The organism is Actinokineospora sp. NPDC004072, from assembly GCF_053604195.1.
The window spans coordinates 18198-42116 of the sequence record NZ_JBSGHB010000012.1; the positions used below are offsets into that span (position 1 = coordinate 18198).

Genomic DNA, 23919 nt, shown 5'->3' on the forward strand with positions numbered 1-23919 from the left:
GGTTGGCTGGGGCGGTTGCTGTTTGGGTGGTGGGGCGCGTTGCTGGCTCGGGGGAGGGCGCGTTGCGGTTGGTGGGGGTGTTGCTGGTGGGGGCGTTGTGGCGGGAGGTGTTGGGGAGAGATCGTCTCGGCTTAGAGTGCTTGTGTGGGTGTGCGGCGGGCGGCGGTGGTTACTGCGGGGTTGACGTTGGTGGGGGCGGCGTTGGGGCTTGTGCGGGATGTTGTCATCGCTGCGGTGTTTGGGGCTGGGGCGGCTGTTGATGCGTTTCTGGTGGCTCAGGGGTTGATGAATCTCGTCCTCGGGTTGATTGCGGGGGCGTTGGCGAAGGCGGCGGTTCCGGTGGTGGCGCGGGCTGTTGATCGGGGGGAGGCGGCGGCGGGGGTGGCGAGTGTGCGGGCGGCGTTGGGGTTGTCGGGGGTCGTGTTGCTGGTGGGGGGTGGTGGGATGTGGGTTGGGGCGCCTGGGGTGGTGGGGGTGTTGGCGCCTGGGTTTGATGCCGCGACGGCGGAGGTGGCGGTGGGGGTGACGCGGGTTGTTCTGGTGGCGACGGTGTTGATCAGTGGGACGAATCTGCTCGCCGGGGCTGGGCAGGCGTTGGGGCGGTTCGCGCCTGCGGCGGTGCAGGGGGTGGGGTTCAACCTCGTCATGATCGCCGCGGCGGGGGTTGCGGGGCCCGTGTTCGGGGTGGGGGCGTTGGCGTGGGGGTTCGTGCTGGGGTCGGCGGTGCGGTTGGTGATCCAGGTGCCTGCGGTGCGGGCGGTGGTCGCGCGGCCGTGGCCGACGCTGCGGTGGGGGGATCCCGGATTGCGGGAGATGCTGCGGCTGCTGCCCGCCCTGCTGGTCGGCAGCGCCGCGGCCAACGTCAACACCCTGGTCGACCGGGCCGTCGCGTCGACCATCGGGGATGGGGCCATCGCGGCGGTCAACTTCGCCGCGCGGTTGGTGGCCACTGTGGACATGCTGGTGGTCGCCACCCTGCTGGCCGCCCTGTACCCGCGGCTGTCGGCGGCCGTCGGGCGGCGGGCGGAGCTGCGCGGGCTGGTGGAGCGGGGGATGGGGGCGCTCTCGGCCGTGCTGGCGCCGGTCGCGGTGGTGCTGGCGGTGGTGGCGACCGAGGTCGTCGCCGTGGTCTTCGGGCGCGGGGAGTTCGACGCCGCCGCGGTCGGGCTGACCGGGTCGGTGGCCGCGGTGCTCGCCGTCGGGCTGCCGGTGCTGGCCGTGCGGGAGGTCGCCGCGCGCACCGCGTACGCGCTGGGTGACGGCGGCATCGCGGTGCGTTCCGCCCTGGCGGCGATGGTGGTGAACGTGGTGGGCGACCTCGCGCTGGCCCCGGTGCTCGGGGTGACCGGCATCGCCGCGGCGACGGTGGCCAGCGGGGTCGTCGGCGCGGTCGTCGCCGTCCGCGGGCTGGCCAGGCGGCACGGGGCCGTGCCCGGGCTGCGCTCGACGGTCGGCGGCGTGCTGGTCGCGGGCGCGGTGGCCGCCGCGCTGGCGGTGGGCGCGCGTGCGCTGCTGTCCGGGGTGGGGGATATGCTGCTGGTCGCGGCTGTGGGGCTGATCACGCTGACCGGCTACCTCGCGGCGCTGCGCTTCGCCGCTCCGCGGCAGTTCCGGCTGCTCGCCGACCTCCCGCGGGAGGTGCTGCGCGGGCGCTGACGGGCGGCAGGGTACCCTTGACCGGTTGGGTCCGTCGTAGAGAGAAGATATCGGGAAATGCCACCGAAGCAGAAGAAGACGTTCGAGGCGACGCTCGAACTCGAAGCGGGCAACGCCGCCATGGTCGACCTGGGCAAGATGCTCGGCCCGACCGGCGCCAACACGCGAGCGATCAAGCTGGAGTACGACGAGGCCACCGCCGCCCAGCGCGGTGACATCGTCCCCGTCGTGGTGACCGTCTACGAGGACCGCAGCCACAGCCTGCGCCTGAAGACCCCCCCGACCTCCTTCCTGATCCGCAAGGCCCTGGGCGCCAAGTCCGGCTCGGCTACCCCCGGCCACAAGTCCGGCGGCACGCTGACCGCCGCGCAGGCGCGCGAGATCGCCGAGCGCAAGATGCCCGACCTGAACGCCACCACCATCGAGGCCGCCCTCAAGGTCGTCGCTGGCACCGCCCGCTCGATGGGCGTCACCGTCACCGACTGACAGGGTTCTTCGACGGACTTGCCAGGGGCGCCCCCCACCCGGGGGCGCCCCTTCCTCATGCCGTCGCGGTGAAGGCGTCGCCCACGGCGAGCCTGCCGGGGCGGACCACGGAGAACTTCACCCCGAACGCCACTCCGCCCGACTCGTGGCGGCGGTAGGCCGCCAGGGTGCGCAGCGGCTCCTTGCCGGTCTTCACCCCGTTCTCCTGGTCCACCGCGGTGACCACGCAGCGGATCGCGGGCTTGCAGAAGGCCAGCGCCGCCGTGCCCACCTCGGCGGCCAGCACCCGGTCCTCGCCGTACGGGCCACCCAGGTCGTCCACCACGATGTTGGGCCGGAACCGCGACATCGGCAGCGGCTCGGGCAGCCGGGTGTTGAGGTCGGCCAGCGACGACTCGGTCAGCACGTGCAGCGCGGCGCTGTCCGCCCAGCCCGAGGTGCCGGGGGTGGCGCCCTCGACCACCCGGTCGTGCTCGGGCGGCACCCGCACCAGCCTGCTCGGCGCGCCCAGCACCGTCGACAGCCACTCCGCGACGACCGCGCCCTGGTCGATGCCCCGGAAGTCCGCCGAGAACAGCCGCACCGGCGTGCGCGGGCCGGTGGTGTCCACCGCGACGACCACCGGCTCGACCCCGGGCGCCCGCAGGTGCAGTTCGTCGCCGCGGACCTCGGGGCGGATGACGGCCAGCCGGGGGTCGCGGCGCTGGCTGCGGAACACCCCGTCGAGCGTGGTCACCATGAACGACCGGTCGTGGCGCAGGCCCGCGGGGGTCAGCTCGCCGTCGGCGGCGGCGGGGGCGCAGCCCTTGATCGGGTAGGTGAACAGTCCCACGACGCTCGGCATGGGCAGAAAGCTAGCCTGGGCCAGGTGGACGACGCGCGGGCATTGCGGGCGAAGATGTACGGCGAGGACGACCTCAGCTCCCTCCCCGTCTTCGCCGGGGGGTTCATCAACTACGGCTACTGGCGGGGCATCCCGCTGGAGCCGCCGATCAGCGCCGAGCGCAGGGTGGCCAGCCAGCTCGCCCTCTACCGGCTGATCTACGCCGACCTCGCGGGCCTGCGGGTGCTGGAGGTCGGCCCAGGGACCGGCGTCGGCCCGGGGTGGGCCTTCGCCGAGTGCGGCCCGGCCGAGCTGCACGGCGTCGACCTGCACCCCGAGCAGGTGCAGCGGTGCGCCGAGCGCAACGCCGACGCGATCGCCGCCGCAGCGGGCCGGTTCACCTTCCGCCAGGGCGCCGCCGACGCGCTGCCGTTCCCCGACGGCGCCGTCGACGCGGTGGTCTCCCTGGAGGCCGCCCAGCACTTCGACGACCTCGCCGGGTTCGCCCGGGAGGCCCACCGGGTGCTGGTCGGCGGCGGGCGGCTCAAGGTCACCACCTTCTTCGCCCCCGACCCGGCCACCCGCGGCTCGCTCCCGGCGCTGCTGGAGCCCTTCGCCGAGGGCGTGGACCGCGAGCACGCGCTGCCGGACTTCCTCGCCGACCTCGCCGCGGCCGGGTTCACCGAGGTCGCCGCGGAGTCCATCGGCGAGCACGTCTGGCCCGGCCTGGACGCCTGGGTCGCCCAGCTCGGCGAGCCCGAGGGCAGCTGGCCCCGCCGCTACCTGCCCGCGTGGCGCGACGGGCTGCTCGACTACTACGTCGTCACCGCGCGCAAGGTGGGGTGAGGGGTGCAGAGCCTCGACATCGCGGCCGCCCGCGCGGTGCTGGCCGCCCAGCCGTTCAGCCGCCTACTCGGCGCCCGGATCACCGCCTTCGGCGACGGGACCGCGGTCCTGGAGCTGGACATCGGCGACGACCTGCGCCAGCAGCACGGCTTCGTGCACGGCGGCGTGCTGAGCTACCTGGCCGACAACGCCCTGACCTTCGCCGCCGGCACGGCGGCGGGGGCGAACCTGGTCACCTCCGGCATGACGATCGACTACCTGCGCCCCGCCGTCGGCACGACCCTGCGCGCCCGCGCATCGGTCGTGCGCGCGGGCCGCACCCGGGTGGTCTGCCGCTGCGAGGTGACCGCGGTCGACGATGCGGGCGAGGAGACGCTATGCGCGGTCGCCCAGGGGGCTGTCGCGGTGGTGTGAGGTCGTGACGGTGTAGGCGGCGGGGTCGAAGGCCCGGATGCGCTCGCGCATCCGGCCGGTCGACCACGGCCAGCTGAAGCTGTTGCGCCCGTTGACGTCGAGGTAGTAGCTGGAGCAGCCGCCCGCGTTGTAGACCGTGGTCGCCAGCGCCGCCTGCACCTGCGCGTCGTAGGCGGCCTGGACCTCCGGCCGGACGTCCACACTGGACCACCCGCCCGCGCGCATCTGGCGCAGCGCGTCCATCACGTACGCCAGCTGCGCCTCCAGGACCATGAACGCCGAGGAGTGCCCGGTCCCCAGGTTCGGGCCGAGCAGCAGGAAGGCGTTGGGGAAGCCGCTCACCGCCGTCCCGAGGTAGGCGCTCGGGCTGCCCCGCCAGCGCTCGGCCAGCGAGTGCCCGGCGGCGTCGAACACCCGCCCGGCCAGCGGCATGTCGAGGATGCGGAAGCCGGTGCCGAGGATGATGCAGTCCACATCCGACCGCGACCCGTCGGCGCCGACCACGGTCGAGCCCTCGACCGCCCGCACCGCGTGCGGGTGCACCCGAACGTTCGGCATGGTCAGCGCCGGGTAGTAGTCGTTGGAGAACAGCAAGCGCTTGCAGCCCAACGTGTAGTCCGGGGTCAGCGCCCGGCGCAGCCGCGGGTCGCGCACGGTCGCCAGCAGGTGCGCCCGGCCCACCACCTGGACCGCGCGCAGGACGGCCGGGTGCCGGAAGCCGACCCCGAGCGCCTCCATCGCCAGGTACTCCGCCGACCGCAGCGCCCGCTGCAAGGCCGGGAAGCGGCGCAGCAGGTACCGCTCCACGCGCGGGACGTGGTGGTCGGGCTTGGGCAGCACCCACTGCGCGGTGCGCTGGAAGAGGTCGAGCGAGGCCACCTGCGGCTGGATGCGCGGCACGAACTGCACCGCGGACGCCCCGGTGCCGACCACGGCCACCCGCTTGCCGCGCAGGTCGTAGCCGTGGTTCCACCACGCCGAGTGGAACACCTCGCCGGGGAAGTCCAGCAGGCCGGGCAGGTCCGGGATCAGCGGCTCGTGCCACGGCCCGGCCCCCGCGACCACCACGCGCGCGGTGAACCGACCGCGCGTGGTCTCCAGGACCCAGCGCCCCAGCGCGCCGTCCCACTGCGCCCGGGTCAGCTCGGCGCCGAACCGCACGTGCGGCAGGACGCCGCCGCGCCCGGCCACCTCCCGCAGGTACGCCAGGATCTCCGGCTGGCGGGCGAAGGCCCGCGTCCACCCCGGGTTGGGGGCGAAGGAGTACGAGTAGAGCGCCGAGGGCACGTCGCAGGCGCAGCCCGGGTAGGTGTTCGCCCGCCACGTCCCGCCCACGCCGTCGGCCTTCTCCAGCACCACGAAATCGCGCATGCCCTCACCGAGCAGCTTCACCGCGGCGCCGATGCCCGACGCGCCCGCGCCGATGATCACCACGTCGTGGTCGGTCACACCATCTCCTCGGCGGCCAGGGGGAGCGCGCGGCGGCCGGTGCGCAGCGCCGTCTCCAGCACGTGCAGGGAACGCCCGCGCGCCATCGGGTTCGGGCCGATCGCGGCCAGGTCCTCGGGGCCGGGCACGAGCCGCAGCACCGGCACCCCGCGCGCCCGCAAGGCGTCGACCTCGTGGTCGAGCCGCGCGGCCAGGTACCGGCGCAGGGGATCGCGGCCCGCGGCCATCGGGGCGAGCACGACCACCTCGTCCACGTCCGCGACCAGGTCGGCCGAGGTGGGGGAGAACGCGCCGCCGTCGATGTAGCGCCTGCCGCCCACCGCGACCGGCGGCAGCCAGCCGGGGATCGCCCACGACGCCCGCAGCGCCTGGTCGACCGTCGCGGCGGGGGCTCCCGGTGCGCCGAAGGCGACCCGTTCGCCCGCGTCGACGTCCACCGCCACCAGCCAGGCCGCGGGGTGCGGCAGCCAGCCGTCCGGGCACAGCCGCCCGGCCAGCGCGGTGAAGCGGCCCGCGTCGCCGCGCCCGACCGGCAGCAGCCCGCTCATCCGGGTCGGCCACGGCAGGTCGCGCCTGCCCGCCAGGCGGGGCGCGGTGAGCCGGGGCGCGGGCCGCGGCGGCAGCGGCGGGGGCGCGGCGGCCAGGTGCGCGACGAGCGCGGGATGCGCACCCGGCTTGCGCAGCCAGGCGTCGAGCAGGTCGGCGGTGCCCAGCCCGCAGGCCAGCGCGGTGGCGAACTCCGCGCCCGCCGACGTGCCGACCAGCGCGTCGGCGGCGCGGGCGTCCCAGTCGAGCGCCTGCTCGACGGCGATCAGCGTCCCCAGCGCCCAGGCGGCCCCCAGGGTGCCGCCGCAGCCGATGACCAGTCCCCTGCGCACGCGGACCTCCTTGGATACCGGGAGGTTCCGGAGACTAGCAGTATTACGTACTCGTGGGTAGGTTCAGCGGGCGAGCGCCGTCGCCACCTCGTCCGGGCCCGGCATGGCCGCGATCTCGGCGGCCACCCGCGCCGCCGCGGCCCGGGCCCCGGCGTCGGCCAGCAGCGCGCCGGCGGCCTCGCCGATGGCCGCCGACGTGGCCTCCGCGCCCTTCAGCGCCCGGCCGATGCCCGCACCGGACACCGCGTCGGCGTTGATGAACTGGTCGGCCCCCTGCGGCAGGAACAGCTGCGGCAGCCCGGCGGCGAGGGCGCCCAGCGTGGTGCCGGAACCGCCGTGGTGCACGACGAGGTCGGCGTGCGGCAGCAGGTCGGCCTGCGGCACCCAAGACAGCACGGTGACCGCCTCCGGCAGGTCCCGCAGCTCGTCGGCGTCGACCACCGGGCCTGCGGCGACCAGCACGTTCACCGGCAGCGCGGCGAGCCCGTCGATGGCGGTGCGCAGCACCTCCAGGTTGCCGAACGCGGTGCCCAGGGTCAGGTACACCAGCGGGCGCTCGTGCGCGGCGACCCACGCGGGCAGCTCGCCGGGCTCGGCGAAGGCGACCGGCCGCAGCGGCATCCGCGCGGGCGCCAGGTGCTCCTGCAGGGAAGCCGGGTAGATGTCGAGGTAGGTGTCCTTCTGCAGCAGCGGGTCGGCGGTCAGGTCGACGCCGTTGTCGGCGGCCACGGCGGTGAGCAGGTCGACCAGGTGCGGGAACAGCTCGGTCGCCGTGCCCCGGCCGATGCCGTGGCTGATCGCGGGCACCCCGCGGGCCTTGGCCGCGATCGCCGCGCCCGGGTTGGCGATCTCGTAGATGACCAGGTCGGGGCGGTCGCGGTCGAGCACGGCGCCGATGTCGCGGGCGAACAGCCGCGGCAGCACGTCGCCGAAGACCCGGGTGATGGCCTCGCGCAGCGCCGGGTCGGCCGGGTTGGTCCGGTCGATCTCGACGCCCACGGCGCTCGCGGCCTGGCCGAACGCCTCGCGCATGCTCATGCCCGCCAGGATCGGCTCGGTGCCGAGCTTGGCCAGCAGCGGCTGGAAGTCCGGACCGGTGGCGTAGCTGACCCGCTCGCCGCGGGCGACCATCGCGCGGGCGAGGGGCAGCAGGGGATAGGTGTGTCCGTACGCGGACAGGGAGGTGAAAAGAACGTGCACCCGGCCAACAGTAGGGATCTTCAACCGGTCGCGCGCGGAAGTTCCCGAACCCGGAGCTGGTAGGCGCTTTCCGTTGTGGCGACAACTGTTCCGGCCAGATCGGTCAGCGTCGCGGCCAGCGTGAACTCGGCCCGGCCGTGCTCCTCGGCCGCGGCCCGGATCGCCTCGATGCCTTCCAGCGCGGCCTCGGCGAGCACGTCTGTGCGCGCGGGCTTGGTGAAGTCGATGCGGACGTTCTTCACCACCGGGTAGAACCGGGTCAGGTCGAAGGAGGGCAGGCAGATCCCGCCGCCGAGCACCTCGGCCACGGTGAACAGCACCCCGGCGTACATCGTGCCGATGTGGTTGCCGTTGCCCGCCAAGGGAACCCGGCAGACGATGCGGCCCGGCTCCAGCACGACCGCGCGCACCCCCATCCGGTGCGCCTGCGGGACCAGTTGCGCCAGCGCGGCGTTGAAGGCGTCCCGGTGGGTCACCGCAGGGCGGGCGGCAGGTCGGCAGGCGCGCCGACGGGCCAGGCCAGCGGGTCCGGGCCCAGCGCGGCCAGCTCGCGGACCTGGAGCGCGCACCACGGCGAGATCGGCCGGGTGCCCGCCAGCACGGCGTCGGCGAAGGGCTGCCACGCCACCCACTCCACGGCGTCGACCTCCTCCGGGTTGGGCGCGACCACCCCGTCGGTGACCACCCGGTACACCGGGCACATCTCGTTCTCCACCACGCCGTTGGCCATCTCGGCGCGGTAGCGGAAGCGGGGGAGCACCAGGTCGATCTTGGTGCTGCCGATCAGCCCGAGCTCGTCGGCCAGCCGCCGGGCCACGGCGGTGGCCGGGGCCTCGCCGGGGGCGGGGTGCCCGCAGCAGGAGTTGGTCCACACCGCGGGCCAGGTCGGCTTGTGCGCGGCGCGGCGGGTCAGCAGGAACTCCCCGCGCTGGTTGAACACGTAGCTGGAGAACGCCAGGTGCAGCGGGGTCTCCCGGTGGTGCACATCGGCCTTGGGCGCGGTGCCCACGGCCGCCCCGGACTCGTCCAGCAGCACGACTTCCTCGGTCACCCGGACCACCCTGCTACACCGGCTGCGCCGAGGCAACCGAGCCCGCCGCGGCTCCACCCCATCCGGTGATCATCGGACCAGCCTGCGCACGCCCTCGGTCAGCTCGGCCGGGTCGGCGGTGGCGGCGAAGGTCAGCCGCAGGTGGTCGGCGGGCTCGGCCGGGTAGAACCGGGTGCCCGCGCTGACCGCGACCCCGCGCCCGCGGGCGGCGGCGGCCACAGCGGCGGCGTCCTCGCCCGGGGCCAGCCGGACCCACAGGTGCAGGCCGCCGGTCGGCACGCGGTCGACCGCCCACCGCCCGCACTCCGCGCGCACGGCGGCGACCAGCGCGGCGCAGCGCTCCTGCAGGGCGCCGGACAGCGCCCGCAGGTGCCGGTCCCAGCCGGGGGAGCTGAGCACGTCGACGGCGGCCTCCTGCAGCGGGCGGGCGACGAAGAAGTCGTCGACCAGCCGGGCCGCGCGCATCCTGGCCATCACCGGGCCGCGGGCGGTGATGGCCCCGATGCGCAGGCTCGGGGCGGTGGCCTTGGTCAGCGAGGACACGTGCACGACCGTGCCGTCGCGGTCGTCGGCCAGCAGGGGGCGGGAGACCGGGCCGCCATGGCCGAGGTGGCGGGTGACGTCGTCCTCCAGCACGAACGCGCCCGCCGCCCGCGCGGCGTCCAGCACGGGGCGGCGGCGCTCGGCGGCCAGCACCGCGCCGGTCGGGTTGTGGTGGGTGGGCTGGCAGTAGAGCAGCCGCGCCCCGGTCATGGCGAACGCCTCGGCGAGCAGGTCCGGGCGCAGGCCGTCGGCGTCGACCGGGACCGGCACCGGGCGCAGGCCCGCGGCCCGGGCGGCGGCCAGCGCGCCGGGGTAGGTGGGGCAGTCCACCAGCACCGGGCTGCCGGGCGCGGCGATGGCGCGCAGGGCGATCGACAGCGCGCTCTGCCCGCCCGCGGTGATCAGCACGTCGTCGGGGCCGACGTCGGCCCCGGTCGCGGCGGCGAACGCGGTGCGCAGCGCGAGCAGCCCGGCGGCGGGGGCGCGGTCCCAGGCGTTGGGCCGCCGGGCCGCGCGGGCCAGCGCCGTGCTGAGCAGGCGGACCGGTTGCAGCGCGGGGTGCGGGTAGCCGCCGTCGAGCCGGATCGCGCCCTCGGGGGGCGGGCCGAGGGCGTCGGTGAGCGAGCCGGTGTCGACCGAGCGGTCGGCGAGGGCGACGGTCTGCCAGCCGGTGTCGACCGGGGTCCTGGGCTGCCGGGCGGCCGCGTAGGTGCCGCTGCCGGGCCGGGTGACCACCACGCCCTCGGCGGCCAGCTGGGCGATCACGCGCGCCACGGTCACCGGGCTGACCTGGTGCTCACGCACCAGCTCCCGGCTCGACGGGAGCCGGTCGCCCGGGCGCAGGCCGCGGACAAGCGCCCGCAGGGCACCCGCCAGCTGGTCCACACTGCTATCGTCTGACATGAGAGATCACGATAGCGCTACTACTGCCGGCCTGGTACCGCTCCTGGATGTCGCCGCGCTGCGTGCCGACACGCCGGGGTGCTCCACCGTCAACCACCTCAACAACGCGGGCTGCGGCCTGATGCCCGCTCCTGTGCTGTCCGCGGTGCTCGACCACGTGCGCCTGGAAGCGCAGATCGGCGGGTACGAAGCCGCGGCGGCCCGGGCCGAGCAGGTCAGGGAGTTCTACGCCCGGATCGCCGAGCTGATCAACGCCCGGCCGGAGAACATCGCGTTCTCCGGAAGCGCTACCCATGCCTTCGCCACCGCGCTGTCGGCCATCCCGTTCCAGCCGGGCGATGTCATCCTGACCACCCGCAACGACTTCGTCTCCAGCCAGATCGCGTTCCTGTCCCTGCGCAAGCGGATGGGCGTGGAGGTCGTGCACGCCCCCGACCTGCGCGAAGGCGGGGTCGACCTGGACGCGATGGCCGCGCTGATCCGCGCGCGCCGCCCCCGGCTGGTCACCGCGACCCACATCCCGACCAACTCCGGCCTCGTCCAGCCGGTCGCCGAGATCGGCGCGCTGTGCCGGGCGGCCGGGGTGCTGTACCTGGTGGACGCCTGCCAGTCGGTCGGCCAGCTCCCGGTGGACGTCGCGGCGATCGGCGCGGACCTGCTCACCGCGACCTGCCGCAAGTTCCTGCGCGGCCCGCGCGGCACCGGCTTCCTCTACGTCTCCGACCGCGTGCTGGAGGCGGGCTACGAGCCGCTGTTCGTCGACATGCACGGCGCCCGCTGGACCGCGCCCGACCGCTACGAGCCCGCGCCGACCGCGGTCCGGTTCGAGGAGTGGGAGTTCCCCTACGCCTCGGTCCTCGGGTGCGCGGAGGCCGCCCGCTACGCCCTGGGCGTCGGCATGGCGGCCATCGGCGAGCGCACCCCCGCGCTGGCCGCCCGGCTGCGGGACGGCCTCGCGGCGATCCCCGGCGTCCGGGTGCTCGACCGCGGCGCGCGGTTGGGCTCGCTGGTCACCTTCGAGATCGGCGGATGGGCCCCGCAGGCGTTCAAAGCGGCGATGGACGCCCGCGGCATCAACTCCGCGCTCAGCCTCCGCGAGTTCGCCCAACTCGACTTCGCCGACAAGGACGTCGAATGGTGCCTGCGGCTCTCGCCGCACTACTACAACACAGAATTGGAAATCGATGAGGCCGTCGCCGCGGTAGCCGAACTCGCGGCCTGAAAGGGATACGGCGGTGGCCGCAGGATTGCGGCCACCGCCGTCGAGCCCGCGTGGGCCGGTGCAGGGAGCCCGCGACCTTCGCCCTCGGTCAGGTCGGCGGGCAGCGGCCCAGCGCGATGATCGCCAGTATTTGTTAACGCGCGTGAACCCGGCAAGGCGCAGTTTTGAACAGATCGTTCCCACTTCGCCGTCTGAGCTGGTAGCCCGGTGTAATGGCACCAGGTCGGGCCATTGCGCGGGGGCCACCTGTTGCCCTCGCGGTGTGATCACTGCCACGATGCAGTCACGCGGTCTGCCATTGGGCTCGTGCTGATCCTTTGGGGAGGGGTACCCGCATGCGTGAGCTGTCGGTCGACCGGCTGCGCGAGCTGGTGGACGCCGGGCGGGTCGACACGGTGCTCGTCGCCATGACCGACATGCAGGGGCGGTTGCAGGGCAAGCGGTGCGGGGCCCGGTACTTCCTGGAGGAGGTGCTCGCCCACGGCACCGAGGCCTGCGACTACCTCATGGCCGTCGACGTCGAGATGACCCCCGTCGCCGGGTACGCCACCTCGTCCTGGGACCGCGGCTACGGCGACTTCCTCCTCCAGCCCGACCTCGCCACCCTGCGCATGGTCCCCTGGCACGAGGCCACCGCGATGGTCCAGGCCGACGTGCTCAACCTCGACGGCACGCCGGTGGCCCCGTCGCCGCGGCAGGTGCTGCGCCGCCAGCTCGACCGGCTCGCCGAGCGCGGCCTGGCCGCCTACGTCGGCACCGAGCTGGAGTTCATCCTCTTCGAGGACACCTACGAGGACGCCGCCCGCCTCGGCTACCGCGGCCTCACCCCGGCCAACCAGTACAACGTCGACTACTCGCTGCTCGGCACCGGCCGCGTCGAGCCGGTGCTGCGCGCGATCCGCAACGGCATGACCGGCGCGGGGATGTACGTCGAGTCGGCCAAGGGCGAGTGCAACCCCGGCCAGCACGAGATCGCCTTCCGCTACACCGACGCGCTCACCACCTGCGACAACCACGCCGTCTACAAGACCGGGGCCAAGGAGATCGCGGCCCGCCACGGGCGCAGCCTGACCTTCATGGCCAAGGTCGACGAGCGGGAGGGCAACTCCTGCCACATCCACATGAGCCTGCGCCGCGACGACAAGCCGCTGCCCGACGCCGACTTCCGCGCCTTCCTCGCGGGCCAGCTCGCCTGCCTGCGCGACTTCACCGCCTTCTACGCGCCCAACATCAACTCCTACAAGCGCTACGCGGTCGGCTCCTTCGCCCCGACCGCCATCGCGTGGGGGACCGACAACCGCACGTGCGCGCTGCGCGTCGTCGGGCACGGCCGCTCCAAACGGGTCGAGAACCGGGTGCCCGGCGGCGACGTCAACCCCTACCTCGCCGTGGCCGCGATGGTCGCCGCCGGGCTGCACGGCATCGACGGCGGCCTCGACCTGGAAGCGGAGTTCCAGGGCAACGCCTACGCCTCCGACAAGCCGCGGGTGCCCACCACCCTGCGCGCCGCGGCCGAGGCCCTCGACGCCAGCGCCGTCGCGCGCGCCGCCTTCGGCGACGACGTGGTCGAGCACTACCTCAACGCGGCGCGGGTCGAGCTGGCCGCCTTCGACGCCGTGGTCACCGACTGGGAGCTGGCGCGTGGCTTCGAGCGTCTCTGAGCCCGCCGGGGCGCCCCCGGTCATCGGGATCACCACCTACCTGGAGCACGCGACGTTCGGGATCTGGGAGACCGAGGCGGCCGTGGTGCACCGCGCCTACGTCGAGGCCGTGCGCGCCGCGGGCGGCAACGCCGTGCTGCTGCCGCCGATCGGGGACTGGCGCGCCGAGACCGTCGGCTGGCTCGACGGGCTGGTCCTCTCCGGCGGGGCCGACATCGACCCGGCCCGCTACGGCCAGGCGCCGCACCCGACCACCGGCACCCCGCAGCCGCTGCGCGACGCCGCCGAGTTCGCCCTGACCGAGGCCGCGCTGGCCATCGACCTGCCGCTGCTGGCCGTGTGCCGGGGGATGCAGGTGCTCAACGTCGTGCTCGGCGGCACCCTGCACCAGCACACCCCCGAGCGCACCGGGACCACCGACCACCAGCCCGAGGTGGCGATGTACGGCAAGACCGAGGTCGAGCTGACCCCGGGCAGCAGGCTGGAGTCGATCCTGGGCAAGCGCGTGCAGGTCGCCTGCCACCACCACCAGTCGCTGGACCGCATCGGCGCGGGGATCAAGGTCACCGCCAGGGCGGCCGATGGGACGGTCGAGGGGATCGAGCTGCCCGCGTCCCGGTTCGCCGTGGGCGTGCAGTCGCACCCCGAGCAGAACACCGACGACACCCGCCTGTTCGCCGCGCTGGTCAAGGCGGCGGCCAGCAGGCGGGCCGAGGGCGGGAGGGCCGAGCGCTGACCGCACACGCCGTGCGCGACCCGGCGACCGAGGAGGTCATCGCGGCCGTCGAGCTGGCCTCGGTCGAGCAGGCCGACGCCGCCATCGCCCGCGCCGCCGCCGCGTTCGGGGCCTGGCGCGCCGTCGCCCCGGCCGACCGGGCCCGGCTGCTGCGCCGCTTCGCCGAGGCCGTGGACGCCGACCTGGAGCACCTGGCCGCCACCGAGGTCCGCAACGCCGGGCACACCATCGGCAACGCGCGCTGGGAGGCGGGCAACGTCCGCGACGTGCTGCACTACTACGCCGCCGCCCCCGAGCGCCTCAGCGGGCAGCAGATCCCGGCGCCGGGCGGGCTGGCGGTGACCTTCCACGAGCCGCTGGGCGTGGTCGGGGTGATCGCGCCGTGGAACTTCCCCATGCCCATCGCCGCGTGGGGGTTCGCGCCCGCGCTCGCCGCCGGGAACACCGTGGTGCTCAAGCCCGCCGAGGCGACCCCGCTGACCGCGCTGCGGCTGGCCGAGCTGGCGCGCGCGGCGGGCATCCCCGAGGACGTGTTCCAGGTGCTCCCCGGGGCCGGGCCGGTGGTGGGGCGGCGGTTCGTGACCAACCCGCTGGTGCGCAAGGTGGTCTTCACCGGGTCGACCGCGGTGGGCAAGCAGGTGATGGCCGGGTGCGCCGAGCAGGTCAAGCGGGTCACGCTGGAGCTGGGCGGCAACAGCGCCAACGTCGTCTTCGCCGACGCCGACCTGGCCAAGGCGGCCGCGACCGCGCCGATGGCGGTGTTCGACAACGCCGGGCAGGACTGCTGCGCGCGCTCGCGCATCCTGGTGCAGCGGACGGTCTACGACCGGTTCCTCGAACTGCTGGAGCCCGCGGTCAAGGCGGTCGTCGTCGGGCCGCCCGCCGAGGAGCGCACCCAGATGGGGCCGCTGATCACCGCCGAGCACCGGGCCCGCGTGCAGTCCTATGTGGAGGAGTCGGCGGTCGCGTTCCGCGGCTCCGCGCCCGATGGCCGCGGGTACTGGTTCCCGCCGACCGTCCTCACCGGACTCCCGTCCGACCACCGAGCGGTGGTCGACGAGGTGTTCGGACCGGTCGTGGCCGTGCTGCCGTTCGACGACGAGGACGACGCCATCCGGCAGGCCAACGCCACCGAATACGGGTTGTCGGGATCGATCTGGACGCGCGATGTGGGCCGGGCGCTGCGTGTGGCGCGTGGAATCGATGCGGGCAACCTGTCGGTCAACTCGCACTCGTCGGTGCGCTACTGGACGCCCTTCGGGGGGTTCAAGCAGTCGGGGTTCGGCCGCGAGCTGGGGCCGGACGCGGTTGCGTCGTTCACCGAGGTCAAGACCGTGTACCTGGATGCGGAGGGCTGAATGGGCAGGCTGGATGGCCGGGTGGCGGTCGTCACCGGCGGGGCCAGCGGCATCGGGCTCGCCTCGGTGCGCAGGCTGGCCGACGAGGGCGCGCGGGTCGTCGTCGGCGACGTCGACGCCGAGGGGGGTGCGGCGGCGGCCGCGGAGGTCGACGGGCTGTTCGTGCGCACCGACGTCACCGTCGAGGCCGAGGTGGCCGCGCTGTTCCAGACCGCCGTCGACCGATTCGGCGGGCTGGACGTGGCCTTCAACAACGCGGGCATCTCCCCGCCCGAGGACGACTCGATCCTGTCGACCGGGCTGGACGCCTGGCACCGGGTGCAGCAGGTCAACCTGACCTCGGTCTACCTGTGCAGCAAGCACGCCATCGGGCACATGCGGGCGCGCGGGCGCGGCTCGGTGATCAACACCGCGTCGTTCGTGGCGGTGATGGGGGCGGCGACCTCGCAGATCTCCTACACCGCGTCCAAGGGCGGGGTGCTGGCGATGAGCCGCGAGCTGGGGGTGCAGTTCGCGCGGGAGGGCATCCGGGTCAACGCGCTGTGCCCGGGGCCGGTGAACACCCCGCTGCTGCAGGAGCTGTTCGCCGCCGACCCCGAGCGGGCCGCGCGGCGGCTGGTGCACATCCCGCTGGGCCGCTTCGCCGAGCCGGAGGAGATCGCCGCCGCCGTGGCGTTCCTGGCCTCCGACGACTCCTCCTTCATCACCGCGTCGTCGTTCCTGGTCGACGGCGGGATCTCCGGCGCTTATGTCACTCCGCTCTGACCCCGACCCCCTCGCCGACGCGCTGCTGCGGCCCGTCCGGGCGGGCAACGCCTTCGAGGAGACCCTGGCGCGGCTGCTGCAGGCCATCCGGCTGGGCCTGGCCGCGCCGGGGGAGCGGCTGCCGCCCGAGCGCGACCTCGCCGCGCGGCTGGGCGTCAGCCGGGTGACCCTGCGCGAGGCCCTGCACGCCCTCCAGGAGGCGGGCTACGTGGAGAGCAGGCGCGGCCGCTACGGCGGCACGTTCGTCCGCTCCCTGCGCCCGACCCACCCGACCCCGCCTGCGCCCGCGTTCGCCGCGGACGTGGAGGACGTCATCACCCTGCGGCACGTCCTGGAGACGGGCGCCGCCGAAGCCGCCGCCGCCCGCGCCCTCGACCCGACCACCCGCCGCCACCTGCGCGCCCGCCTCGCCGAGTGCACCGGCGCCCCGGTGGCCGAGTACCGCCGCCGCGACGCCCGCCTGCACCTGGCCGTCGCCGCCGCGGCCGCCGCCCCCTCCCTGACCGCCGCCGTCGCCGACCTCCGCGCCCGCTTGGACGCCCTCCTCGACGCCATCCCCCCGATGGCCACCAACATCGACCACTCCGACGACCAGCACCGAGCTGTGATAGACGCCATCCTCGACGGCGACCCCCACGCAGCCCGCACCGCGATGGCCGAGCACCTGGCGGGAACGGCCGCCCTCCTCCGCGGCTTCCTCACCTGACCCCGGCCGCCCGCAGCACCGGAGCCCACCGGTGCCTTATCTTGGCGGGGTCGGACGTAGCGAACGAGGGGGTGACCGCGGTGGACCAGCCGCCCTCCCGCCGCACCCACCCCCCGACACCCCCCACTCACCGCCCACCCCACCGCCTCCCCCCGGAGCACCCCCGCAACGGCTCCCCTCACCCACCGCGCAGGCCGGGCGCCGCGTATCCGGAGCCAGTTGACAGCGGTGTGAATGGGGTGGGCCCGAACGGCGCTCCCTCGCCTCCGGGCGGGCGGAGGTTGAACGGTGCTTCGCGCCCGGATGTTGATGGGTTCGGCGGGAATGGTGCCCCGCCTGCTGGGATGGGGCGAGGGCCGAACGGCGTGCCTGTCGCGGGTGGGCAGCGGGGGCTGAACGGTGTTTCGCGCCCGGACAGGGTTGATGGGTTCGGCGGGAATGGTGCCGCGCCTGCCGGGGCGGGGCGAGGGGCGAACGGCACGCCCCTGCCGGGTGGGCAGCGGCCGCTGAACGGCGTTTCGCGGCCGGACGCGGTTGATGGGTTCGGCGGGAACGGTGCACCTGCTCCCGGTGGGCAGCGAGGGGTGGATAGGGCTTCGCGGCCGGGGGTGGGGCCAGGGGCGAACGGGGTCCCCCGCGGGGGTGGAATGCGCGGGGTCGATGGTGCTCCGCGGGCGGAGGGTGCGGTTCGGGGTGATGGGGGTCGTGGGCCGGGGGGTGGGCCGCGTTCCATCGGGGGGCCGAGGGGGGCTGGCGGGTTCGCGCCGAACGGTTACCGGGCGGCCGACTCGAATGGCCTGAACGGGTCTTCGGCTGCGGTGGACGTGAATGGGGTGCCTGCTCGGTTCGGGGGCACGCTGGATGTTCCGGCTGACGCGCCCACCGAGTACATCCGGCCCGTTGAGCCGCCTACCGAGGTCATCCGGTCTGTCCCGCGGCGGGCGGTTCCCGTTGATCCGCCGACGGACTTCGTTGAGCCCGAGTACGACGACTACGCAGACGACGACTACGACGACGATTACGAAGACGACGACTACCCCGACGAAGCCCCCCGCAAGGCAAGCGCGGGTGCGGTCGTCATTCGGTCCATCGGCGAGTTGATGGTCACCGCTGGTCTGGTCATCCTCCTCTTCGTCGTCTACGAGGTCTGGGTGACCGACTTGATGTCGGCCCAGAAGCAGGCCGACGTCACCGCCGATCTCGAACGGCAGTGGGAGGCCGCGCCTGACGACCCCGAGCGGGAGCAGAAGTTCGAGTTCGCCGACGGGGAGGGGATCGCGAAGCTGTACATCCCCGTCTTCGGGCCCGACTACCACTTCACGATCGTCGAGGGCACCTCGGCGGCCAACCTCGAGGTCGGGCCGGGGCACTACACGAAGTCCGCGGCGCCGGGGCAGCCCGGCAACTTCGCGGTCGCGGGGCACCGGGTCGGCAAGGGGGCGCCGTTCAACGACCTCGACCTGCTCAACCCGTGCGACGCGATCGTCATCGAGACCAAGACCGACTGGTACGTCTACCGGATGCTGCCCACCGCCGACCTGCCCGCCGACCCCGCGGACCCGCGCTGCAAGGGCGTCGAGGAGCAGACCGGGCCGTACGCCGCCGCCGTCGGCCGCCGCATCGTCACCCCCGACAAGGGCGAGGTCGTCCTCCCCGTCCCGGGCAACGCCGAGGCCCAGGTGCCGGAGGGCCAGCTCAAGCGCATGCTGACGCTGACCACCTGCCACCCCAAGTTCTCCAACGCCCAGCGGATGATCGTGCACGCCATCCTGGTCCGCGAGCAGCCCAAGGGCGACGACCTCCCCCCGGAGTTGACCGAATGAGGACCGCGATCGTCACCGGCGGCACCGGTGGGCTCGGCAGCGCCGTGACCGCCGCCCTCCTCGACGACGGCTGGCGCGTCGTCGTCCCGTGGATCGCCGAGGCGGAGCTGGGCAGGCTGCCCGGCAGCGACCGGCTGGTGGCCCACCGCGCCGACCTGTTCACCGAGGACGGGGCCGCCGCGTGCGCCGCGCTGGCCGCGGGTGACCCGGCCGCGCCGCTGCGGGCCGTGGTCAACCTCGTCGGCGGCTTCGCGGCGGGCGGGCGGCTGCACGAGACGCCGGTCGAGGAGTTCGAGCGCCTGCTGCGGCTGAACCTGCGCCCGACCTACCTGACCACCCACGCCGCCCTCCCGCACCTCATCGCCGGGGGCGGCGGCTCGGTCGTGTGCGTCTCGGCCCGCGCCGTCGAGCAGCCCTTCGCGGGCGCGTCGGGGTACATCACCGCCAAGACCGCCGTGCTGGGCCTGGTGGCCGCCCTCGCCGCGGAGTACCGCGAGGACGGCGTCCGCGCCAACGCGGTCCTGCCCGGCGTGATCGACACCCCGGGCAACCGCGCCGCCATGCCGGACTCCGACCGGGCGGGCTGGGTCAGCCCGGAGCGCATCGCCGAGACCGTCCGGTTCCTCTGCGGCGACTGCCCCATCACCGGGGCGCGGGTGCCCGTCGCCGGCCCCTGAGTGGATCACCGCGGGTGATCGCGGATCACGCTTGGTCGATCATCGCGTTAACCAGATTCACCCTAAATGATCAAAACTGAGCCCGTCTCTTGCAAGATCATGTCGCCGGGACGTAGACCGTACACGCTTTCGGGCTACCCCCATCGGAGGACGACATGACGACGACCGTGAACGACAACTGGGAGCACTACTGGCGCGACCTGCCCCGGGAGCGCGGGCTGCCGGTGTGGGACAGCGCGGGCGCGATCACCGCCACCGCCCAGCTCCCCCTGTTCCAGCCGCACTTCGACGCCGCCCTCCCGGTGGTGGACATCGGCTGCGGCAACGGCACCCAGACCGCGGCGCTGGCCGAGCACTTCCCGCGGGTGATCGGGATGGACTTCGCCGCGTCGGCCATCGAGCACGCCCGGGCGCTGCAGGCGGGCAGCCCGGCGACCTTCCGCACCTTCGACCTGACCGACGCCGACGCCGCGGGCGCGGTGCACGCCGAGCTCGGCGACGTCAACGCCTACCTGCGCGGCGTGCTGCACCAGATGCCCGACGCCGACCGCCCGAAGGCCGCCGCCGCGCTCTCGGTGCTGCTCGGCGCGCGCGGCCACGCCTTCATGGTGGAGCTGGCCCCCGCGGCCTCGGCGACGATGAAGGCCGCGATGGGCCAGGACCCGGGCGCGGTGCCGAAGCTGCAGCGGGTGTTCCAGTACGGCCTGACCCCCGCGGCCTGGGACGATGGCAAGCTGGACGCCGTGCTCGACGGCGCGGGGCTGGAGGTCGTCAGCCGCGGCGAGGTCGCGCTGCACGGCACCGACGAGCTGCCCGACGGCTCGCCGCTGCTGCTGCCGATGATCTACGCCGTGGTGCGCAACCGGCGCTGAGACGTCCCTGACGGCCCGGCTGGCCGCACTGTCGGCCGGGCCGGGGACTGCGGCATGATCGAGCGCACGGGTGTCGAGCGAATGGGTGGCCAGCACGTGATCGAGAGCATCCTCCCGGCCGCCGCCGTCGCGGTCGAGGTCTACGGCGACCCGCCGGAGGCGGCGCTGCTCCCCGCCGAGGAGCCGGTGATCGCCAGGGCGGTGGACAAGCGCCGCCGCGAGTTCACCACCGTCCGCCACTGCGCCCGGCAGGCCCTGGCCCGCCTCGGCCGCCCGCCCGCGCCGATCCTGCCCGGGGAGAAGGGCGCGCCGCAGTGGCCGGAGGGGATCGTGGGCAGCATGACGCACTGCGCGGGCTACCGGGCCGCCGTGCTCGCCCTCGACACCGACCTGCGCAGCGTCGGCATCGACGCCGAGCCGCACGAACCGCTGCCCGACGGCGTGCTCGCCGCGGTCTCCCTGCCCGAGGAGCGCGCCCACCTCGCCGCGCTCGGGAGCGAGCTGCACTGGGACAAGCTGCTGTTCGCCGCCAAGGAGAGCGTCTACAAGGCGTGGTTCCCCCTGGCCCGCAAGTGGCTGGGCTTCGCCGAGGCCCGCATCGAGTTCGACCCGGCTGGGACGTTCCGCGCCGAACTGCTGGTGCCCGGCCCGGTGGTCGACGGCGCGGAGATCACCGGCTTCACCGGCCGCTGGCTGGTCGGCGGCGGCCTGGCCGTGACCGCGATCGCGGTGGCCGCCAAACCCGACTAGAACAGCGCTTCCTGCCCGTTGGGGTCCGCGGCGCCCTCGATGGCCAGCATGCGCAGCTTCGTCGTCGTCCCGCCCGGGGCGGAGAAGCCGACCATCCGCCCGTCCGCGCCCATCACCCGGTGGCAGGGCACGATGATCGGGTACGGGTTGCGGCCCAGCGCCCGGCCGACGGCCTGCGCCGACCCGGGCGCCCCGATCCGCTTGGCCACCGTCCCGTAGGTGACCACCTCGCCGGGCGGCACGGCCCGGGTGACGGCGTAGACGCGCAGGTTGAACTCCGGCACCCCGGTCGGGTCCAGCTCGACGTCGGCGAGGTCGTCCTTGGCGCCGCTGAGCAGCCCCTGCACCCGCTCGATCACCGCCCGCACCGCGGCGGGCGGCTCGGCGGCGTCGGCGGCGAACCCCATCGGCCCGGGCAGGCGCACCCGGGTGATCCCCAGCGGGCCCCAGGCCAGGCCGCACTGGCCGATGGCGGTGTCGAACAGCGCGTACCCGGTCACGCCACCAGGTTACGGCCGGGGGCCGACGCGCAGCCCGGCCGCTTCCCGCGCCAGGGCCTCCACATCGCCCGCGGTGAGCCAGCTCCCGCCGACGCAGCCGACGTTCGGCAGGGCGAGGTACCCCGGCGCGGTGGCGGCCGTGATTCCGCCCGTCGGGCAGAACCGCAGGTCGGGCAGCGGACCGGCGATCGACTTGAGGTAGGCGACGCCGCCTGCGGCCTCGGCGGGGAAGAACTTCAGCTCGGTGTGGCCGCGCTCGGCCAGCCGCATCGCCTCGGAGACGGTGGCTGCGCCGGGCAGCGTCGGCAGGCCGGTCGCGGCGGCGGCGTCCAGGACGCGGTCGGTGGAGCCGGGGGTGACCAGGAAGCGGGCGCCCGCCTTGGCCGCCCGCTCGGCCAGCTCCGGCGTGGTGACCGTGCCCGCGCCCACCTCGATCTGCGGCGCCTCGGCCGCGATCCGCTCGATGGCGTCGAGCGCGGCGGGGGTGCGCAGGGTGACCTCGATGATCCCGATGCCGCCGCGCAGCAGCGCCTGCGCCAGCGGCACGGCGTCGGCGGCGTCGGCGATCACCACGACCGGCACGACCGGGGAGACATCCAGCAGGCTCATACGGAGAACTCCAGCTCGGGGCGGGTGTCGGCGAAGTCGGGACCGAAGACGGTGGCGCCGTGGTCGGCCGGGCCGACCGCGTGGCGCAGCGCGGCGAACAGCTCGCGGCCGGTGCCGGTCCAGTCCTCGGCGGGGGCGTCGTCCGGGCGGCGCGCGGCGAGCACGTCCGGCTCGACCAGCAGCGTCAGCGTGCCCGCCTCGGCGTCCAGGCGCACCAGGTCGCCGTCGCGCACCAGGCCGATGGGGCCGCCCGCGGCCGCCTCCGGCGTGCAGTGGATGGCGGCGGGGATCTTGCCCGACGCCCCCGACATGCGCCCGTCGGTCACCAGCGCGACGCGGTGGCCGCGGGCCATGAGCGCGCTGAGCGCGGGGGTGAGGGCGTGCAGCTCGGGCATGCCGTTGGCGCGCGGGCCCTGCCTGCGCAGCACGATCACCACGTCGCGGTCCAGCTCGCCCGCGCGGAACGCCGCGCCGACGGCGTGCTGGTCGGTGAACACCCGGGCGGGCGCGGTCACCACGCGGTGCTCGGGGGCGACCGCGGACACCTTGATCACCGACCGGCCGAGGTTGCCCGAGAGCATCCGCAGCCCGCCGTCGGCGGAGAACGGCTGCGCCACCGGCCGCAGCACGTCGAGGTCGCCGGAGACCCGCGCGCCCGGCCGCCAGGTCAGCTCGCCGTCGAGCAGGACCGGCTCCTGCCGGTACCGGTCCAGCCCCGGACCGGCCACAGTGGACACATCGCGGTGCAGCAGCCCGGCGTCGACCAGCTCGCCGATGAGGAACTGCACGCCCCCGGCGGCGGCGAAGTGGTTGATGTCCGCGGCCCCGTTCGGGTACACCCTGGCCATCAGCGGGACCACCGCGGACAGGTCGGAGAAGTCGTCCCAGGTCAGCCGGATGCCCGCGGCGGCGGCGATCGCCACCAGGTGCAGGGTGTGGTTGGTCGACCCGCCGGTGGCCAGCAGCGCGACCACGCCGTTGACCACCGAGCGCTCGTCGACCACCTGCGACAGCGGCGTGTACTCCGGCCCCTGCGCGGAGATCTCGACCGCCCGGCGGGCGGCGGCGTCGGTGAGCGCGCGGCGCAGGGGCGTGCCCGGCGCCACGAAGGTGGCGCCCGGCAGGTGCAGGCCCATCACCTCGACCACGAGCTGGTTGGAGTTCGCCGTCCCGTAGAAGGTGCAGGTGCCGGGGGAGTGGTAGGCGGCCGACTCGGCGGCCAGCAGGTCGTCGCGCGTGGCCTTGCCCTCGGCGTACGCCTGGCGCACCCTGGCCTTCTCGCCGTTGGGCAGACCGGAGGCCATCGGCCCGGCGGGCACCAGGATCGCGGGCAGGTGGCCGAAGGCGAGCGCGCCCATCAGCAGCCCGGGGACGATCTTGTCGCAGACGCCGAGCAGCAGCGTCGCGTCGAACATGTCGTGGGAGAGCGCGACGGCCGTGGCCATCGCGATGACCTCGCGGCTGAACAGCGACAGCTCCATGCCCGCGCGGCCCTGGGTGATGCCGTCGCACATCGCGGGCACCCCGCCCGCGAACTGGGCGACCCCGCCCGCCTCGCGCACCGCGGCCTTGATCCAGTCCGGGTACTCGTGGAAGGGCTGGTGCGCCGAGAGCATGTCGTTGTACGCCGAGACGATCGCGACGCCGGGCTTGGCGACCCCGCGCACGGCGATGCGGTCGGGGCCGGAGCAGGCGGCGAAGCCGTGGGCGAGGTTGCTGCACCCGAGCCCGGCGCGGGTGGGGGTGCTCGACGCGGCCGCGGCCATCCGGGCGAGGTAGGCGCCGCGCCCGGCGGCGCTGCGCTCGGCGATCCGGGCGGTGACCTCGGCGACGGCCGGGTGCAGTGGGTTCGGCATGTCCGTCATCTCCGCGATGCGACGGTGGGCAGATCCGGGAGACGACAGCGCTGGCGATCAACCGGGCGATGGCGATTTCGACCGTACTCACGAGTGACGCGCGATGTCAAAATCGATTCAGCAGCTCACCCTCCG

24 protein-coding genes are annotated in these 23919 nt (G+C 74.5%); 14 read left to right on the forward strand and 10 right to left on the reverse strand.

Going from position 1 to position 23919, the window contains the following annotated elements; translation table 11 throughout:
- Positions 1 to 234 precede the first annotated feature (234 nt).
- Together ACWEPX_RS19570 and ACWEPX_RS19575 are read left to right on the forward strand one after the other, a co-directional pair.
- Entirely contained in the window at positions 235 to 1656 is a 1422-nt protein-coding gene (locus tag ACWEPX_RS19570) for a lipid II flippase MurJ (RefSeq protein ID WP_451898612.1), read from the forward strand.
- Between the two features lie 57 nt (positions 1657 to 1713).
- The gene (locus ACWEPX_RS19575) at positions 1714 to 2142 is read left to right on the forward strand and encodes an uL11 family ribosomal protein (protein WP_451898613.1); all 429 of its coding nucleotides are present in this window, start codon (positions 1714 to 1716) and stop codon (positions 2140 to 2142) included.
- A 55-nt stretch (positions 2143 to 2197) separates the two neighbouring features.
- Here the strand turns inward: ACWEPX_RS19575 and ACWEPX_RS19580 are convergent, their stop codons facing one another.
- Positions 2198 to 2986 carry an MOSC domain-containing protein gene (locus ACWEPX_RS19580; RefSeq protein ID WP_451898614.1) on the reverse strand — a complete coding sequence of 263 codons (789 nt, stop codon included), beginning with the start codon at positions 2984 to 2986 and terminating at the stop codon, positions 2198 to 2200.
- Positions 2987 to 3010: 24 nt separating this feature from the next.
- Between ACWEPX_RS19580 and ACWEPX_RS19585 the strand changes: the two genes are divergently transcribed.
- Positions 3011 to 3811, forward strand: coding sequence for a methyltransferase domain-containing protein (locus tag ACWEPX_RS19585; RefSeq protein WP_451898615.1), 801 nt, complete (start codon positions 3011 to 3013; stop codon positions 3809 to 3811).
- A 3-nt stretch (positions 3812 to 3814) separates the two neighbouring features.
- Positions 3815 to 4225, forward strand: coding sequence for a PaaI family thioesterase (locus ACWEPX_RS19590; RefSeq protein WP_451898616.1), 411 nt, complete (start codon positions 3815 to 3817; stop codon positions 4223 to 4225).
- Here ACWEPX_RS19590 and ACWEPX_RS19595 read toward each other — a convergent pair.
- From ACWEPX_RS19595 to ACWEPX_RS19620, 6 genes are all read right to left on the reverse strand, one after another.
- The gene (locus tag ACWEPX_RS19595) at positions 4187 to 5674 is read right to left on the reverse strand and encodes a flavin-containing monooxygenase (RefSeq protein ID WP_451898617.1); all 1488 of its coding nucleotides are present in this window, start codon (positions 5672 to 5674) and stop codon (positions 4187 to 4189) included. The two genes, ACWEPX_RS19590 and ACWEPX_RS19595, sit on opposite strands and share 39 nt — an antisense overlap.
- Positions 5671 to 6552, reverse strand: coding sequence for a patatin-like phospholipase family protein (locus ACWEPX_RS19600; protein WP_451898618.1), 882 nt, complete (start codon positions 6550 to 6552; stop codon positions 5671 to 5673). The genes ACWEPX_RS19595 and ACWEPX_RS19600 overlap by 4 nt, the downstream gene beginning before the upstream one ends.
- A gap of 63 nt (positions 6553 to 6615) precedes the next feature.
- Positions 6616 to 7752 carry a glycosyltransferase gene (locus ACWEPX_RS19605; RefSeq protein ID WP_451898619.1) on the reverse strand — a complete coding sequence of 379 codons (1137 nt, stop codon included), beginning with the start codon at positions 7750 to 7752 and terminating at the stop codon, positions 6616 to 6618.
- A gap of 20 nt (positions 7753 to 7772) precedes the next feature.
- A complete protein-coding gene (locus ACWEPX_RS19610) occupies positions 7773 to 8228 on the reverse strand; it encodes a YiiD C-terminal domain-containing protein (RefSeq protein ID WP_451898620.1) in 456 nt (151 codons plus the stop codon).
- A complete protein-coding gene (gene idi / locus ACWEPX_RS19615) occupies positions 8225 to 8803 on the reverse strand; it encodes an isopentenyl-diphosphate Delta-isomerase (RefSeq protein WP_451898621.1) in 579 nt (192 codons plus the stop codon). The genes ACWEPX_RS19610 and idi overlap by 4 nt, the downstream gene beginning before the upstream one ends.
- Positions 8804 to 8872: 69 nt before the next feature.
- Positions 8873 to 10249 carry an aminotransferase-like domain-containing protein gene (locus ACWEPX_RS19620; RefSeq protein ID WP_451898622.1) on the reverse strand — a complete coding sequence of 459 codons (1377 nt, stop codon included), beginning with the start codon at positions 10247 to 10249 and terminating at the stop codon, positions 8873 to 8875.
- On the opposite strand from ACWEPX_RS19620, the gene ACWEPX_RS19625 reads away from it, so the two are divergent.
- From ACWEPX_RS19625 to ACWEPX_RS19670, 10 genes are all read left to right on the forward strand, one after another.
- A complete protein-coding gene (locus tag ACWEPX_RS19625) occupies positions 10248 to 11471 on the forward strand; it encodes an aminotransferase class V-fold PLP-dependent enzyme (protein ID WP_451898623.1) in 1224 nt (407 codons plus the stop codon). The genes ACWEPX_RS19620 and ACWEPX_RS19625 overlap by 2 nt on opposite strands.
- A 335-nt stretch (positions 11472 to 11806) precedes the next feature.
- Positions 11807 to 13132 (forward strand): glutamine synthetase family protein, encoded by a 1326-nt coding sequence (locus ACWEPX_RS19630; RefSeq protein ID WP_451898624.1) that lies wholly within the window; start codon positions 11807 to 11809, stop codon positions 13130 to 13132.
- Positions 13113 to 13868, forward strand: a complete 756-nt coding sequence (locus ACWEPX_RS19635; protein WP_451898625.1) for a gamma-glutamyl-gamma-aminobutyrate hydrolase family protein — start codon at positions 13113 to 13115, stop codon at positions 13866 to 13868. The genes ACWEPX_RS19630 and ACWEPX_RS19635 overlap by 20 nt, the downstream gene beginning before the upstream one ends.
- Complete coding sequence (locus ACWEPX_RS19640) at positions 13865 to 15226, forward strand: aldehyde dehydrogenase family protein (protein ID WP_451898823.1); 1362 nt, start codon at positions 13865 to 13867, stop codon at positions 15224 to 15226. The genes ACWEPX_RS19635 and ACWEPX_RS19640 overlap by 4 nt, the downstream gene beginning before the upstream one ends.
- A complete protein-coding gene (locus tag ACWEPX_RS19645; protein WP_451898626.1) occupies positions 15227 to 15991 on the forward strand; it encodes a 3-oxoacyl-ACP reductase in 765 nt (254 codons plus the stop codon).
- Positions 15975 to 16697 carry a FadR/GntR family transcriptional regulator gene (locus tag ACWEPX_RS19650; RefSeq protein ID WP_451898627.1) on the forward strand — a complete coding sequence of 241 codons (723 nt, stop codon included), beginning with the start codon at positions 15975 to 15977 and terminating at the stop codon, positions 16695 to 16697. Before ACWEPX_RS19645 ends, ACWEPX_RS19650 begins: the two co-directional genes overlap by 17 nt.
- 833 nt (positions 16698 to 17530) lie before the next feature.
- Entirely contained in the window at positions 17531 to 18520 is a 990-nt protein-coding gene (locus ACWEPX_RS19655) for a class E sortase (RefSeq protein ID WP_451898628.1), read from the forward strand.
- Entirely contained in the window at positions 18517 to 19197 is a 681-nt protein-coding gene (locus ACWEPX_RS19660; protein ID WP_451898629.1) for an SDR family NAD(P)-dependent oxidoreductase, read from the forward strand. Before ACWEPX_RS19655 ends, ACWEPX_RS19660 begins: the two co-directional genes overlap by 4 nt.
- A 155-nt stretch (positions 19198 to 19352) precedes the next feature.
- Positions 19353 to 20069 carry a class I SAM-dependent methyltransferase gene (locus ACWEPX_RS19665; protein ID WP_451898630.1) on the forward strand — a complete coding sequence of 239 codons (717 nt, stop codon included), beginning with the start codon at positions 19353 to 19355 and terminating at the stop codon, positions 20067 to 20069.
- A gap of 54 nt (positions 20070 to 20123) precedes the next feature.
- Positions 20124 to 20819 carry a 4'-phosphopantetheinyl transferase family protein gene (locus ACWEPX_RS19670; RefSeq protein ID WP_451898631.1) on the forward strand — a complete coding sequence of 232 codons (696 nt, stop codon included), beginning with the start codon at positions 20124 to 20126 and terminating at the stop codon, positions 20817 to 20819.
- Here the strand turns inward: ACWEPX_RS19670 and ACWEPX_RS19675 are convergent.
- The 3 genes from ACWEPX_RS19675 to edd are packed head-to-tail and all read right to left on the reverse strand — an operon-like array spanning position 20816 to position 23784.
- The gene (locus ACWEPX_RS19675) at positions 20816 to 21319 is read right to left on the reverse strand and encodes a methylated-DNA--[protein]-cysteine S-methyltransferase (RefSeq protein ID WP_451898632.1); all 504 of its coding nucleotides are present in this window, start codon (positions 21317 to 21319) and stop codon (positions 20816 to 20818) included. The two genes, ACWEPX_RS19670 and ACWEPX_RS19675, sit on opposite strands and share 4 nt — an antisense overlap.
- A gap of 9 nt (positions 21320 to 21328) precedes the next feature.
- Positions 21329 to 21928: a bifunctional 4-hydroxy-2-oxoglutarate aldolase/2-dehydro-3-deoxy-phosphogluconate aldolase gene (gene eda / locus ACWEPX_RS19680; protein ID WP_451898633.1), complete on the reverse strand. Its 600-nt coding sequence runs from the start codon at positions 21926 to 21928 to the stop codon at positions 21329 to 21331.
- On the reverse strand, positions 21925 to 23784 hold the full coding sequence (gene edd, locus ACWEPX_RS19685) for a phosphogluconate dehydratase (protein ID WP_451898634.1): 1860 nt from the start codon (positions 23782 to 23784) through the stop codon (positions 21925 to 21927). Before edd ends, eda begins: the two co-directional genes overlap by 4 nt.
- Between the last annotated feature and the right edge of the window lie 135 nt (positions 23785 to 23919).

What these genes read in the sequence shown, in the direction of transcription:
- ACWEPX_RS19575 (WP_451898613.1), top strand. Translation starts at nt 1,714, where the DNA reads ATGCCACCGAAGCAGAAGAAGACGTTCGAGGCGACGCTCGAACTCGAA.
- ACWEPX_RS19580 (WP_451898614.1), bottom strand. Translation starts at nt 2,986, where the DNA reads ATGCCGAGCGTCGTGGGACTGTTCACCTACCCGATCAAGGGCTGCGCC.
- ACWEPX_RS19625 (WP_451898623.1), top strand. Translation starts at nt 10,248, where the DNA reads ATGAGAGATCACGATAGCGCTACTACTGCCGGCCTGGTACCGCTCCTG.
- ACWEPX_RS19620 (WP_451898622.1), bottom strand. Translation starts at nt 10,249, where the DNA reads ATGTCAGACGATAGCAGTGTGGACCAGCTGGCGGGTGCCCTGCGGGCG.
- ACWEPX_RS19630 (WP_451898624.1), top strand. Translation starts at nt 11,807, where the DNA reads ATGCGTGAGCTGTCGGTCGACCGGCTGCGCGAGCTGGTGGACGCCGGG.
- ACWEPX_RS19645 (WP_451898626.1), top strand. Translation starts at nt 15,227, where the DNA reads ATGGGCAGGCTGGATGGCCGGGTGGCGGTCGTCACCGGCGGGGCCAGC.
- ACWEPX_RS19650 (WP_451898627.1), top strand. Translation starts at nt 15,975, where the DNA reads ATGTCACTCCGCTCTGACCCCGACCCCCTCGCCGACGCGCTGCTGCGG.
- ACWEPX_RS19660 (WP_451898629.1), top strand. Translation starts at nt 18,517, where the DNA reads ATGAGGACCGCGATCGTCACCGGCGGCACCGGTGGGCTCGGCAGCGCC.
- ACWEPX_RS19665 (WP_451898630.1), top strand. Translation starts at nt 19,353, where the DNA reads ATGACGACGACCGTGAACGACAACTGGGAGCACTACTGGCGCGACCTG.
- ACWEPX_RS19670 (WP_451898631.1), top strand. Translation starts at nt 20,124, where the DNA reads ATGATCGAGCGCACGGGTGTCGAGCGAATGGGTGGCCAGCACGTGATC.
- eda (WP_451898633.1), bottom strand. Translation starts at nt 21,928, where the DNA reads ATGAGCCTGCTGGATGTCTCCCCGGTCGTGCCGGTCGTGGTGATCGCC.
- edd (WP_451898634.1), bottom strand. Translation starts at nt 23,784, where the DNA reads ATGCCGAACCCACTGCACCCGGCCGTCGCCGAGGTCACCGCCCGGATC.